This is a genomic window from Micromonospora coxensis (assembly GCF_900090295.1).
Taxonomy (GTDB): domain Bacteria; phylum Actinomycetota; class Actinomycetes; order Mycobacteriales; family Micromonosporaceae; genus Micromonospora; species Micromonospora coxensis.
Window position 1 is genome coordinate 2,697,105 of record NZ_LT607753.1, and the last position, 13,099, is coordinate 2,710,203.

11 protein-coding genes are annotated in these 13,099 nt (G+C 72.2%); 7 read left to right on the forward strand and 4 right to left on the reverse strand.

The window, feature by feature from the left end:
• Nucleotides 1-132: 132 nt before the first annotated feature.
• A complete protein-coding gene (locus tag GA0070614_RS12055; protein ID WP_088979392.1) occupies nt 133-516 on the forward strand; it encodes a WhiB family transcriptional regulator in 384 nt (127 codons plus the stop codon).
• 75 nt (nt 517-591) lie between these two features.
• On the opposite strand, the gene GA0070614_RS12060 is transcribed toward GA0070614_RS12055, so the two are convergent.
• The 3 genes from GA0070614_RS12060 to groES all read right to left on the reverse strand — a co-directional run bounded on the left by GA0070614_RS12060 (nt 592) and on the right by groES (nt 4,636).
• Entirely contained in the window at nt 592-2,283 is a 1,692-nt protein-coding gene (locus tag GA0070614_RS12060) for a molybdopterin-dependent oxidoreductase (protein WP_088976048.1), read from the reverse strand.
• 327 nt (nt 2,284-2,610) lie between these two features.
• A complete protein-coding gene (gene groL, locus GA0070614_RS12070; protein ID WP_088976049.1) occupies nt 2,611-4,251 on the reverse strand; it encodes a chaperonin GroEL in 1,641 nt (546 codons plus the stop codon).
• 70 nt (nt 4,252-4,321) lie between these two features.
• Nucleotides 4,322-4,636 carry a co-chaperone GroES gene (gene groES / locus GA0070614_RS12075; protein WP_088976050.1) on the reverse strand — a complete coding sequence of 105 codons (315 nt, stop codon included), beginning with the start codon at nt 4,634-4,636 and terminating at the stop codon, nt 4,322-4,324.
• A 309-nt stretch (nt 4,637-4,945) separates the two neighbouring features.
• Between groES and GA0070614_RS12080 the strand changes: the two genes are divergently transcribed.
• The 6 genes from GA0070614_RS12080 to GA0070614_RS12105 all read left to right on the forward strand — a co-directional run bounded on the left by GA0070614_RS12080 (nt 4,946) and on the right by GA0070614_RS12105 (nt 11,556).
• On the forward strand, nt 4,946-6,136 hold the full coding sequence (locus GA0070614_RS12080) for a THUMP-like domain-containing protein (protein ID WP_088976051.1): 1,191 nt from the start codon (nt 4,946-4,948) through the stop codon (nt 6,134-6,136).
• 128 nt (nt 6,137-6,264) lie between these two features.
• On the forward strand, nt 6,265-6,747 hold the full coding sequence (ybaK, locus tag GA0070614_RS12085; protein WP_088976052.1) for a Cys-tRNA(Pro) deacylase: 483 nt from the start codon (nt 6,265-6,267) through the stop codon (nt 6,745-6,747).
• Nucleotides 6,748-7,036: 289 nt separating this feature from the next.
• Nucleotides 7,037-8,137 (forward strand): sugar ABC transporter substrate-binding protein, encoded by a 1,101-nt coding sequence (locus tag GA0070614_RS12090; RefSeq protein ID WP_088976053.1) that lies wholly within the window; start codon nt 7,037-7,039, stop codon nt 8,135-8,137.
• A gap of 115 nt (nt 8,138-8,252) precedes the next feature.
• Nucleotides 8,253-9,074 carry an ATP-binding cassette domain-containing protein gene (locus GA0070614_RS12095; protein ID WP_088976054.1) on the forward strand — a complete coding sequence of 274 codons (822 nt, stop codon included), beginning with the start codon at nt 8,253-8,255 and terminating at the stop codon, nt 9,072-9,074.
• Entirely contained in the window at nt 9,071-10,330 is a 1,260-nt protein-coding gene (locus GA0070614_RS12100) for a sugar ABC transporter permease (RefSeq protein WP_088976055.1), read from the forward strand. The genes GA0070614_RS12095 and GA0070614_RS12100 overlap by 4 nt, the downstream gene beginning before the upstream one ends.
• Before the next feature lie 44 nt (nt 10,331-10,374).
• Complete coding sequence (locus GA0070614_RS12105; RefSeq protein WP_088976056.1) at nt 10,375-11,556, forward strand: ROK family protein; 1,182 nt, start codon at nt 10,375-10,377, stop codon at nt 11,554-11,556.
• Nucleotides 11,557-11,680: 124 nt separating this feature from the next.
• Here the strand turns inward: GA0070614_RS12105 and GA0070614_RS12110 are convergent, their stop codons facing one another.
• Complete coding sequence (locus GA0070614_RS12110; protein ID WP_088976057.1) at nt 11,681-12,967, reverse strand: VCBS repeat domain-containing M23 family metallopeptidase; 1,287 nt, start codon at nt 12,965-12,967, stop codon at nt 11,681-11,683.
• Nucleotides 12,968-13,099: the final 132 nt, after the last annotated feature.

Here is a 13,099-nt window from a genome sequence, read left to right on the forward strand (position 1 = left end):
CACAGACGTGTGAGTCGAGGAAAGGTCGGGTACCGAGACGCCAGACCGGAAACGGTGCGCCTGCGCGGACCGCCGCCGGACACCGGATGCGAACGAGAACCTCCGCGGTGCCGCGCGGGAGGAGGGGTGCTGATGTCGAACGTACGTAGACTGCCCGGACCCATCGTCGACCTCTGGGACTGGCAGCGTCTCGGTGCCTGCCGAGGCCGCGACAGCGCCCAGTTCTTCCACCCGGACGGCGAGCGCGGCTCCTCGCGCCTGCGCCGCGAGTCCGGCGCCAAGGCCGTCTGCCGCGCGTGCCCGGTCCGGGCCGAGTGCGCCGCCCACGCGCTCTCCGTCCGCGAGCCGTACGGGGTGTGGGGCGGCTTCAGCGAGTCGGAGCGGCTGCGGCTGCTCGCCCTCGGCTGGGAGGACCTGGCCGACCGCCGGCAGAGCCGGGTCGACATCGCCCGGCTGGAGGCCCGCCTCGGCCGCCCGCACAAGTCCGCCGTGCCGGACCAGCGCAAGATCGCCTGACCGACCGACCAGACCCCGTCGACGCCGCGTCCCGCACCCGGGGCGCGGCGTCGACGTGTCGGGCCGCCGCTCGGCTCAGCGGACGGTCACCGTCACCGTGTGCCAGCCGGTCGCGCCGTCCGGCTCGACCGGCTGCTCGCGGCCGGTCTGCGTCGCGCCGGTGGCGTCGGTGGCCCGCACCTGGAGGGTGTGCTCGCCGGGGCTGGCGTCCCAGCGCCAGGACCACTGCACCCAGGTGTCGATCGACACCGTCGGGGCCAGCGTCGCGTCCCGCCACGGCCCGCCGTCGACGCGTACCTCGACCCGGCTGACGCCCCGGTGCTGCGCCCAGGCCACCCCGGCCACCACGACCGGTCCGGCGGTGAGCCGGTTGCGGGGGCGGGGCGTGTCGATCCGCGACTGCGTCTTCACCGGCCCCTGCGCCGACCAGCCCCGGGGCACCCAGTACGCGTCGAAGTCGGCGAAGCTGGTCAGCTCCAGCTCGGTCACCCACTTGCAGGCCGAGACGTAGCCGTACAGGCCCGGCACCACCATCCGGACCGGGAAGCCGTGCTCGACCGGCAGCGGTTCGCCGTTCATCCCCACCGCCAGCAGCGCGTCCCGCCCGTCGCGCAGCACGACGGTCGGGGTGCCGCAGGTCCAGCCGTCCACCGAGCGCCCCACCACCTGGTCCGCGCCCTCCTCCGGCTCCGCCTCGTCGAGCAGCTCCCGGATCGGCACGCCCAGCCACCGGGCGTTGCCGATCAGGTCCCCGCCCACCTCGTTGGAGACGCAGGCCAGGGTGACGTACCGCTCGACCATCGGCCGGGCGAGCAGGTCGGCGAAGCTCAGCTCGATCGGATTGCGTACCCGGCCGTGGATGCGCAGCCGCCAGGTCTGCGGGTCCACCTGCGGAACCACGAGGGCGGTGTCGATCCGGTAGAAGCCGCTGTTCGGAGTGGTGTAGGGAGCGAGCTGCGCCAGCGACAGGTCCGCGCCGGCCGGGACCGCCGGGGCGGCGGAGACGGGAGCGGGCAGGGCGACCGCCTCACGGGCCGCCGACACCCCCCGCCGGCCGGCCAGCCAGTGCCCGCCCAGCCCGACCACCGCAGCCGTGCCGGCCAGCACGCCCACCCCGCGCAGGAACCGCCGCCGCGACTCGGGGTCGGTCTGCTCCAACGGCTCCCACCCGGGCGGCGGTCCGGTCACGCCCGCATCCGGGGCGGCTCCCCCGGCTGAGGACGGACCTGCGGTCGGGCCGGGACCGGGGGCGCCCACGGGCGACGAGGACGAAGCCGCGCCGGGCGCGGACGACGCCGTCAGGGGCTGCGGCGGGGTCCAGGGCCACGGGTCCACCTCCAGCGGCCCGGCCAGGAACGCCCAGAGCACCACCGCGCCCAGCCCGCCGCCGACCAGCGACGGCAACGCGTCGGCGGCGTCCGCGCCGGCCCGGGTCAGGGCGGCGGCCACGCCGAGGGCGGTGAAGGCCGCGATGCCGACCAGCCCGATCCACAGCCGGCGGACGGCGAGCAGGCCGAGCAGCGCGGCGATCGCGGCCAGCAGCAGCGCCGTCCCGACCAGCAGGGCGATCTTGTCGTACGTCCCGAAGACGTCGATGCCGAACTGCTTCACCGGCTCGGGGACGGCGTCCACGACGAGCCCGCCGACGGCGATCAGGGGGGCGGAGCGGGGACCGGTGAGGACCGCCACCGGTTCGGCGGCCCCGATCGCGACGGCGGCGGCGGTGATCCCGGCCAGCGCGGCGAGATCGCGGGGCGTGCTGCTCATCCGATCAGTCTGGTCGACCGACCGGACCCCCCGCCAACTCCGTCAGCGTTCCGTAATCCCCACCCTCCCCTCCCGCACCCGCGCGCTCCCGGCGTTCTGCCGCACTTGCCGCGTTGATCAAGAAGTTTGCGTCCCAGGCAAGCGCTCTCCCCTCCGCAAACTTCTTGATCAACGAGCCGGGCCGGGCCGGGCCGGGCCGGGTGCGGGGGTGGGGGTGGGGGTGGGGGTGGGGGTGGGGGTGGGGGTGGGGGTGGGGGTGGGGGTGGGGGGCGACGTGAAAGGGCGCGCCGTCCCGGGGGACGGCGCGCCCTTCGCGGGAGCTACGGGTCAGAAACCCGGGCCGTGCTGGTGACCGTGGCCGTGGCCGTGGCCACCGGCGGCGGCCGGCTCGGCCTTCTCCGGCTTCTCCACCACGAGGCTCTCGGTGGTGAGCAGCAGGCCGGCGATCGAGGCGGCGTTGGTGACCGCGTTGCGGGTCACCTTGACCGGGTCGATGATGCCGGACTTGACCAGGTCCACGTACTGGCCGGTGGCGGCGTCGAGGCCGTTGCCCCACTCCTTGTCGGCGACCTTGTTGACCACGACGTAACCGTCGTGGCCGGCGTTCTGGGCGATCCAGCGCAGCGGCTCGACCAGCGCCTTGCGCACGATCGAGACGCCGGTCTTCTCGTCACCGGTGAAGCCCAGGTCGTCGGCGAGCACCGGGAGGATCTGGGCCAGGGCGGCGCCGCCGCCGGGGACCGTACCCTCCTCGACCGCGGCCTTGGTCGCGGCGATGGCGTCCTCGATGCGGTGCTTGCGCTCCTTCATCTCGACCTCGGTCGCCGCGCCCACCTTGATGACCGCGATGCCGCCGGAGAGCTTCGCCAGCCGCTCGGCCAGCTTCTCCCGGTCCCACTCGGAGTCCGAGGCCTCGATCTCCTTGCGGATCTGCGCGACCCGGTCGGCGACCTCGGAGGCCTGGCCGCCACCGTCGACGACGGTGGTGTTCTCCTTGTCGACCACGACGCGCCGGGCGGTGCCGAGCACCTCCAGGCCGACCTGGTCGAGCTTGTAGCCCAGCTCCGGAGCGACCAGCTCGGCGCCGGTCAGGATCGCCATGTCCTGCAGCATCGCCTTGCGACGGTCACCGAAGCCGGGGGCCTTCACCGCGCAGACCTTGAGGGTCTTGCGGATCGAGTTGACCACCAGGGTCGACAGCGCCTGGCCGTCGACGTCCTCGGCGATGATCAGCAGCGGCTTGTTGTTCTGGAGGACCTTCTCCAGCAGCGGCAGCAGCTCCTCGATCGCCGAGATCTTCTGCGTGGTGATCAGGATGTACGGGTCCTCCAGGACCGACTCCTGCGACTCCACGTCGGTGACGAAGTTCGGCGAGATGAAGCCCTTGTCGAACTGGAGACCCTCGGTCACGTCCAGCTCGGTGGTGAGGGCGGAGCCCTCCTCGACGGTGATGACACCGTCGCGGCCGACCTTCTCCATCGCCTCGGCGATCAGCTCACCGATGGTGGCGTCCTGCGCGGAGATCGTCGCGACGTGCGCGATCGACTCCTTGTCGGACACCTCGACGGCCCGGTCGAGCAGCGCCTCGGAGACCTTGGCGGCCGCCGCGTCGATGCCCCGCTTGAGACCGGACGGGTTGGCCCCGGCGGTCACGTTGCGCAAACCCTCGCGGACCATGGCCTGGGCCAGCACGGTGGCGGTGGTGGTCCCGTCGCCGGCGACGTCGTTGGTCTTCGTCGCCACCTCCTTGACCAGCTGCGCACCGAGGTTCTCGTACGGGTTGGTGAGCTCGATCTCCTTGGCGATGGTCACGCCGTCGTTGGTGATCGTGGGCGCACCGAATTTCTTGTCCAGGACGACGTTGCGCCCGCGCGGGCCGAGGGTGACCTTGACCGCGTCCGCGAGGGCGTTGACACCGTGCTCCAGCAGGTGCCGGGCGTCGTCCGAGAAGCTCAGGATCTTCGCCATCTGTATCCCTTCGAAGCGACGTTGCCCCGGCCCGGCGAGCCGGACCGGGGCAACGACACTGATCGGTTGCTTACTTCTCGATGACCGCGAGGACGTCGCGGGCGGAGAGCACCAGGTACTCCTCGCCGGCGTACTTGACCTCGGTGCCGCCGTACTTCGAGTAGATGACGGTGTCGCCGACCTGGACGTCAACCGGGATCCGGTTGCCCTTGTCGTCGACGCGGCCCGGGCCGACAGCGAGGACGGTGCCCTCCTGCGGCTTCTCCTTGGCGGTGTCGGGGATCACGATGCCCGACGCCGTGGTGGTCTCAGCCTCGTTCGCCTGGACCAGGATCCGGTCCTCGAGCGGCTTGATCGCAACCTTGGTCGCGGTAGTCACGGGCATACCCTCCTGGGGTACTGGTTTCGTTGCCGGCCGGCGTGCCGACCAGCGTCAATCTGCCACATGCCACCGGGCGGGGCCGTCGTCGCGGGTGCCGGTCCGCCTGGCGTTCAGCCACCGGACCCGAGGGCCCGGAAGCTGGCACCCTCAGGGTGAGAGTGCTAATCGCAGGTTATTCCTCGGCTAGCACTCCGTCAAGGAGAGTGCCAACGCGCCGCCCACCGTGTCGCCCCCACCCACCCGACCGCCCGCCGAAGGGCGGGAGGTGGGGTGGGGGCGGGGAGGCGGGGTGGGGGCGCGAGGATGGGGGGCGTGGATCTGGACCAGTTCGCGGCCCTGCGTACCCCCGAGGGGTCGGCCGCGCTCGCCGCGGCGACCGAGGTGGCCGGCGGCGACCCGCTGGCCGCGGCCGCCGCGCTGCGGGCCGGCGGGGTCCCCGCCGGACTGTCCGCCGCCGCGCTGACCCAGGCCGAGCTGCGTCGTCGCGCGGTCGGCAAGTTCGGCCCGGAGGCCGCCGGGATGTTCCTCACCCGGGCCGGGCTGGAGCAGGCCACCCGGCGGCCGGTGGCCGACCGGCGGGCCGCGCGGTTGCGCGCCGCCGGGGTGGCCACCTTCGCCGACCTCGGTTGCGGTCTCGGGGCCGACGCGCTCGCCGCCGCCCGCGCCGGCATCCGGGTGTACGGCGTGGAGGCCGACCCGGTCACCGCCGCGATGGCCGCCGCGAACGCCGAGGCGGCGGGGCTGGCCGGACTGTTCACCGTGCAGGTCGGCGACGCGACGGCGTTCGACGTGAGCCGGGTCGAGGGGGTCTTCTGCGATCCGGCGCGGCGCAGGGCCGGCACCGGACGGCGGATCTTCGACCCGAACTCCTACTCCCCGCCCTGGGACTTCGTCACCGGGCTCGCCGAGCGGGTGCCCCGCACGGTGGTGAAGGTGGCCCCCGGCATCGACCACGCGTTGATCCCGGCCGGCGCCGAGGCGGAATGGGTCAGTGTGGACGGTGACCTGGTGGAGGCGGCGCTCTGGTGCGGCCGGCTGGCCGAGGTGCCCCGCCGGGCCACCCTGCTGCGCGGCGACGCCGTGCACACCCTCACCGGATCGGGGGCGGCGGAGGCGCCCGTCGGGCCCACCCGCCGTTTCCTGTACGACCCGGACCCGGCCGTGGTCCGCGCGCACCTGGTCGCCGAACTGGCCGGCGCCCTCGACGCCACGCTGGCCGACGCCAGCATCGCCTACCTGTACGCGGACCACCCGACGGCTACCCCGTTCGCCCGCTGCCTGGAGGTCACCGACGTGCTGCCGTTCTCGCTCAAGCGGCTGCGCGCCCTGCTGCGGGACCGCCGGGTGGGCCGGGTGGAGATCCTCAAGCGCGGCTCGGCGCTGGAGCCGGAGAAGTTGCGCCGCGACCTCAGACTGGCCGGCGACAGCGCCGCCAGCCTGGTGCTGACCCGGGTGGCCGGAGCGCCCACGGTGCTGCTCTGCCACCCCGTGCCGACGCCCTGACGGGCCGTCGCCGGCCCGCCGGCCGTGGGACCAGGGCGGTCCGCCGTCCGACAGGGCACGGCGGCCGACGTGTGGGCGGCCGTGATTCCGGCTGGCCGGGTCGGGCCGGCCGGGTTAGCTTGACGGTCATGGCGGGACAGGGCACTCCGGCGACGGCGCTGCTGGCGAAGCGGAAGATCGCGCACCGCACCCATCCGTACGACGTCTCCCCGGACGCCCCGAACTACGGCGCCCTGGTCGCGGCGGCGATCGGGGCGCCCCCGGAGCGGGTCCTCAAGTCGCTGGTCACCGAGGTCGACGGCGCGCTCACCGTGGCGGTCGTCCCGGTCACCGGGGAGTTGGACCTGAAGGCGCTCGCGGCGGCCGTCGGCGGCAAGCGCGCCGCCATGGCGGACCGTACGGTGGCGGAGCGGGCCACCGGCTACGTACGGGGCGGGATCAGCCCGCTCGGCCAGCGCCGGCGCCTACCCACCGTGCTGGACTCCTCCGCCCTGGCCCACGACACCGTCTACGTCTCCGCCGGCCGGCGCGGCCTCCAACTCGAACTGGCCCCGGCCGATCTGGTGTCCCTCACCGCCGCCACCGCCGCCCTCATCGCCACCCCCTCCTGACCGACCCTCCCGCCCGCCGCGTCGATCATGGCGTTGTCGCCGTCCGGCGGCGCGAGTCGAGGCGACGACCTCATGATCGACGAGCGCCTCGGGGGTGGGGACGCAACAATCCGGAGAGAGCGCTTGCTGGGTGGGTGTCCCAGGCATGACAACCGCGTTGCTGAATTGTTACCGCCGCCAACAAACTTCTGACCTCGACAGTCTTGCGCGTGGCGTGTGACCGGGAATACGTTGCCGGACACAACAAACACCGACCACTACTCCCCCACCCCCGAAAGGACCCGTGCTCATGCGCAAGGGCTTCCTCACCTTCGCCGCCGTGGGCCTGCTGGCCACCGGCAGCATGGCCGCCTGTGGCGACGACTCCGGCAGCACCGAGGCCGGCGGGTCGTCCGACAAGAAGCCGAAGATCGGCGTGATCCTCCCGGACAGCAAGTCCTCCGCCCGCTGGGAGGGCGCGGACCGCAAGTTCCTGGAGGAGGCCTTCAAGGCCGCCAACGTCGACTACGACATCCAGAACGCGCAGGGCGACAAGAACGCCTTCCAGACCATCGCCGACCAGATGATCACCAACGGCGTCACCGCCCTGATGATCGTCAACCTGGACTCCGGCACCGGCAAGGCCGTGCTCGACAAGGCCAAGTCGCAGGGTGTGGCCACCATCGACTACGACCGGCTCACCCTGGGCGGCTCCGCCCAGTACTACGTCAGCTTCGACAACGAGGCCGTCGGCAAGCTCCAGGGCGAGGGTCTGGCCAAGTGCCTGACCGACAAGGGCGTCAAGAACCCGGCGATCGCGTACCTCAACGGCTCGCCGACCGACAACAACGCCACCCTGTTCAAGAACGGGTACGACTCGGTGCTCAAGCCGAAGTTCGACGCCAAGGAGTACACCCAGGTCGCCGACGACTCCGTGCCGGACTGGGACAACGCCCAGGCCGCCACGATCTTCGAGCAGCAGCTCACCAAGGCCGGCGGCAAGATCGACGGCGTGCTCGCCGCCAACGACGGCCTCGGCAACGCGGCCATCTCGGTGCTGAAGAAGAACAAGCTCAACGGCAAGGTCCCGGTCACCGGCCAGGACGCCACTCCGCAGGGCCTGCAGAACATCCTCGCCGGCGACCAGTGCATGACGGTCTACAAGGCGATCAAGGAGGAGGCGAAGGCCGCCTCCGAGCTGGCCATCGCGGTCGCCAAGGGCGAGAAGAAGGAGACCGGCCAGACGGTCAAGGACCCGGAGGGTGGCCGTGACGTGGCCGCCGTCCTGCTCACTCCGAAGGCGATCTACAAGGAGAACGTCAAGGACGTCATCGCCGACGGCTTCGTCACGAAGGACGAGGTCTGCACCGGGGCGTACGCGAAGCTCTGCGCCGACGCCGGCATCAGCTGACCCGTACCGTCCCATCCCGCTCCCGGCGGCGCCGCCCGGCACGGTGACAACCGTGCCGGGCGGCGGCCCGCCACCGGACGGGTTCCGACCTCCCCTCCGCGCAAAGGAGACCCCCGTGTCCGCGACCCCCCTGCTGGAACTACGCGGGATCGACAAGAGCTTCGGTCCCGTCCAGGTGCTCCGCGACGTCGCCTTCGCCGCCCACCCCGGTGAGGTGACCGCGCTGGTCGGCGACAACGGCGCCGGCAAGTCGACCCTGGTCAAGTGCATCAGCGGCATCTACCCCACCGACAGCGGCGAGTTCCTCTTCGAGGGCCGGCCGGTGAGCATCAACAGCCCCCGCGACGCCGCCGCGCTCGGCATCGAGGTCGTCTACCAGGACCTCGCGCTCTGCGACAACCTCGACATCGTGCAGAACATGTTCCTCGGCCGGGAGAAGCGCAGCGGGCTGGTGCTCGACGAGCCGACCATGGAGCAGATGGCCGCCGAGACGCTCGCCGGGCTCAGCGTCCGGACGGTGAAGTCGCTGCGTCAGCACGTCTCCAGCCTCTCCGGGGGGCAGCGGCAGACCGTGGCCATCGCCAAGGCGGTGCTCTGGAACAGCAAGCTGGTCATCCTCGACGAGCCGACCGCCGCGCTCGGCGTCGCGCAGACCGCCCAGGTGCTGGAGCTGGTCCGCCGGCTCGCCGACAAGGGCCTGGCCGTGGTGCTCATCTCGCACAACATGAACGACGTCTTCGCCGTCTCCGACCGGATCGCCGCGCTCTACCTGGGCCAGATGGTCGCGCAGGTGAAGACCACCGACATCACCCATTCGCAGGTGGTCGAGCTGATCACCGCCGGCCGCTCCGGCAACCTCGGCCTCGTCGAGGCGGGGGCGGGCAGCGCCGGTACCGCCACGGGGTCCACCGACACCACCTCGGGAGCCGTCCGATGACCACCACAGCCGTCAAGAAGGAAGGCCCGGCCGCCGTCGCGCCGGCGCCCACGGTGGGCAGCCACGTCCGCAACTACGTCAGCCGGGTACGCGGCGGCGACATCGGCGCCCTCCCGGCGGTGCTCGGCCTGATCGTGCTCTGCACGGTCTTCGCCGTCATGCGGCCGTCGTTCCTCACCGCCGGCAACTTCGCCAACCTGTTCACCCAGGGCGCGGCGGTCACCCTGATCGCGATGGGCCTGGTCTTCGTCCTGCTGCTCGGCGAGATCGACCTCTCGGCCGGCTTCGCCAGCGGCGTCTGCGCAGCCATCCTGGCCAACGTCGCCACCGTGCTCGGCTACCCCTGGTACGTCGCCGTGCTCGCCGCCGTCGTCACCGGCGTGGTGATCGGCACGACGCTCGGCGTCCTGGTCGCCAAGATCGGCATCCCGTCCTTCGTGGTCACCCTGGCCGGCTTCCTCGCCTTCCAGGGCATCGTGCTGATGCTGATGGACGACGGCGCGAACATCTCCATCCGCGACGACACCCTGGTGGCGATCGCCAACCGCAACCTGCCGCCGGTACTCGGCTGGGCCCTGGCCGCCGCCGCGGTGGCCGGGTACGCCGCCGTGCAGCTGCTGCGGCACCGCAACCGGGCCGCCCGCGGCCTGCTCACCGACCCGCTCGCGGTGGTGGCCGCCCGGATCGGCGCGCTGGCGCTGATCCTCGGCGTCGCGGTCTACATCCTCAACCTGGAGCGCAGCCGCAACGTCCTGGTCACCTCGCTCAAGGGCGTACCGATCGTGGTGCCGATCATCGCGATCCTGCTGGTCCTGTGGACCTTCGTGCTCCAGCGCACCAGCTACGGCCGGCACGTCTACGCGGTCGGCGGCAACAAGGAGGCCGCCCGCCGGGCCGGCATCAACGTCGACCGGATCCGCATCTCGGTCTTCGTGATCTGCTCCTCGATGGCCGCCGTCGGCGGCATCGTCGCCGCCAGCCGGGCCAACTCCGTCGACCCGAACACCGGTGGCAGTAACGTACTGCTCTACGCCGTCGGCGCGGCGGTGATCGGCGGCACCAGCCTCTTCGGCGGCAAGGGCCGGGTCCTCGACGCGGTCCTCGGCGGCGCCGTGGTCGCGGTCATCGACAACGGCATGGGCCTGATGGGTTACAGCTCGGGAGTCAAGTACGTGGTGACGGGTGTGGTGCTGCTCCTCGCGGCCAGCGTCGACGCGCTGTCGAGGCGTCGCTCCGCCGCCACCGGCACCCGTTGACGCCCGGCCGACGCTGAGCAGCGGGGACACGGAGTGCCAGAGCGATGCGGGTAGGACCGAGCCAGGACGAGATCCGGCGGCAGAACCTCGGTGCGCTGCTGCGTCACGTCCACGTCCACGGCGCGACCTCCCGCGCCGAGTTGACCACCACGCTCGGGCTCAACCGCAGCACCATCGGCGCGCTGACCGCCGACCTGGCCGGCGCCGGGCTGGTCAGTGAGGGGACGCCGAAGGAGACCGGCCGGGCCGGACGACCGTCGCTGGTCGTCCGGCCCGAGTCGGCCCGGGTGTACGCGTACGCGTACTCGATCGAGGTGGACCGGCTGCGGGCCGCGCGGGTCGGGCTCGGCGGCGAGATCCTCGACCGCCGGGACCTGGACCGGCCGCGCGGCCTGGACGCCGCGGAGACCGCGCCGCTGCTGGCCGGCGCGCTCAAGGAGATGCACCAGAGCGTCCCGGCCGGGGCGCTCTGCGTCGGCGCGGGCGTGGCGGTCTGCGGCATGGTCCGCAAGGCCGACGGGCTGGTCCGGCTCGGCCCGACCACCGGCTGGGTGGACGAGCCGATCGGCGCCGCCCTCGCCGACGAACTCGGCATCGACGTGCCGATCACGGTCGGCAACGTGGCGGACGTGGCCGCCTTCGCCGAGCACGCCCGAGGCGTCGCCGCCGGCTGCGACAACGTCATCTACCTCTACGGGGACGTCGGCGTGGGCGCCGGCATCATCGCCGGCGGACGGCGGGTGACCGGCCACGGCGGGTACGGCGGCGAGGTCGGGCACATGGTCGTGGTCCGCGACGGGGCGCGCTGCGAGTGCGGCTCGCGCGGCTGCTGGGAGACCGAGATCGGCGAGTACGGCCTGCTGCGGGCGGCCGGCCGCTCCGAGGCCCGGGGCCGCGAGGCGCTGCTGGCCCTCTTCGACGCCGCCGACCGGGGGGACGCCCGCGCCCAGACGGCGGTCCGGCAGGCCGGTGACTGGCTCGGCTTCGGCGTCGGCAACCTGGTGAACATCTTCAACCCGGAGATGGTCATCTTCGGCGGCACCATGCGCGATCTCTACCTCGCCGCCGCCGCCCAGGTCCGCAGCCGGCTCAACCAGGTCGGGCTCCCCGCCTGCCTGGAGCACGTACGGCTGCGCACGCCGAAGCTCGGCGACGACGCGGCGCTGGTCGGCGCGGCCGAGCTGGCCTTCGAGCGGCTGCTGGCCGACCCGCTCGACGTGGGCTGAGTCGACACCCGGTCCAGCCCCGGATCCACCCGGCAGGACCGTGCGCACCGACGTGGGCCCGGTCGAGGTGTGAATGCCGTGCGGACGGTGCGGGCGGCGGTCGCCACCCGCACCGTCCGGGCCCTCACATCACGAACGGGAACGTGCCCCAGTTGTGACCGAGCTTGACCGGGGTGCCGAAGCCGGTGCCCCAGTGCGGGTAGTACCACAGGTAGCCGCCGGCGTCGACGCCGAGCACGTCCGCCTGACCGTCGCCGGAGAAGTCGGAGGCGAAGACGTGCTTGAACGTGCCCCAGCCGTTACCGATCTTGACCGGAGCGCTGAGGCCGGCGCCGTTGTGCGGGTAGTACCACAGGTAGCCGTTGGCATCGACGGCCAACACGTCCGCCTGCCCGTCACCGCTCCAGTCCGCGGCCGTCACGTGCTTGAAGGTGCTCCAGCCGTGACCGATCTGCACCGGCGCGCTGAGACCGGCGCCGTTGTGCGCGTAGTACCACAGGTAGCCGTTGGCGTCGACGGCCAGCACGTCCGCCTGCTCGTCACCGCTCCAGTCCGCGGCCATCACGTGCTTGAACGTGCTCCACCCGTGGCCGATCTTCGTCCGGGTCGACAGGCTGTTGTTGTTGTTCGGGTAGTAGTACAGGTCGCCCACCGAGTCGACGCCCAGCACGTCCGCGTGGCCGTCACCGCTCCAGTCGTCGGCCATGACGTGCTTGAACGTGCCCCAGTTGTGGCCGATCTTCGTCCGGGTCGACAGGCTCTTGTTGTTGTTCGGGTAGTAGTACAGGTCGCCCACCGAGTCGACGCCCAGCACGTCCGCGTAGCCGTCACCGCTGAAGTCGGAGACGGTCTCCGTCGAGCGAGGGGCACTGCCGCAGTTGGCGCTGGTGATCCAGCGGTCGGCGCTGGCGTCGGTGGTCATTCCGGACCGGACCCCGTTGAAGTAGGCCTCGGTCCGGGCACCGTCGGCGTACTGGACGTAGTGCAGGTGCGGGCCGGTCGAGTAACCGGTGCTGCCGACGTAGCCGATCCGCTGGCCGATGGCGACCGACTGGCCCTGCTTGACCGCAGGCGCGTACTGCATGTGCAGGTACTGGGTCTGCCAGCCGCCGCCGTGGTCGATCATGACCCACCAGCCGCCGCTGTCTCCCCAGCCGGAGAAACTCACCGTGCCACCGGCCGACGCGAGGATGGACCGGCCCAGGCTGTTGCCGCTGGAGTGGGTGAAGTCGATCTTGTAGCTGCCGTGGCCGTCGTAGGTGGCCATCTTCCAGGTCTCGCCGCACGGGAACGGCACCTGGAAGAGCGGCCGGGTACCGGCGGCGGAGGCAGGCGTGGCGACGGTGACGGCCGCCAGGGCGACCAGGGCCAGCACCGCCGTGGCGGCACGGCGAAGAGAACGTGTGAACAAGGACGGAAGCCTCTCTGTCGGGCGGCAGGATGCAGAGGCCTCCCCAGCACACACCGGGACGCCTCGAACGCAGTTCCTGGAAGGCCCCGGTCGGCGCGGAAGACGCTTGTCGATGCGCCGGGGCTACGTCAA

Coding starts and splice junctions, on each gene's coding strand:
- ybaK (WP_088976052.1), top strand. CDS start 6,265: ATGGCGGGACAGGGCACTCCGGCGACGGCGCTGCTGGCGAAGCGGAAG.
- GA0070614_RS12055 (WP_088979392.1), top strand. CDS start 133: ATGTCGAACGTACGTAGACTGCCCGGACCCATCGTCGACCTCTGGGAC.
- GA0070614_RS12100 (WP_088976055.1), top strand. CDS start 9,071: ATGACCACCACAGCCGTCAAGAAGGAAGGCCCGGCCGCCGTCGCGCCG.
- GA0070614_RS12105 (WP_088976056.1), top strand. CDS start 10,375: ATGCGGGTAGGACCGAGCCAGGACGAGATCCGGCGGCAGAACCTCGGT.
- groL (WP_088976049.1), bottom strand. CDS start 4,251: ATGGCGAAGATCCTGAGCTTCTCGGACGACGCCCGGCACCTGCTGGAG.
- GA0070614_RS12060 (WP_088976048.1), bottom strand. CDS start 2,283: ATGAGCAGCACGCCCCGCGATCTCGCCGCGCTGGCCGGGATCACCGCC.
- groES (WP_088976050.1), bottom strand. CDS start 4,636: ATGCCCGTGACTACCGCGACCAAGGTTGCGATCAAGCCGCTCGAGGAC.
- GA0070614_RS12090 (WP_088976053.1), top strand. CDS start 7,037: ATGCGCAAGGGCTTCCTCACCTTCGCCGCCGTGGGCCTGCTGGCCACC.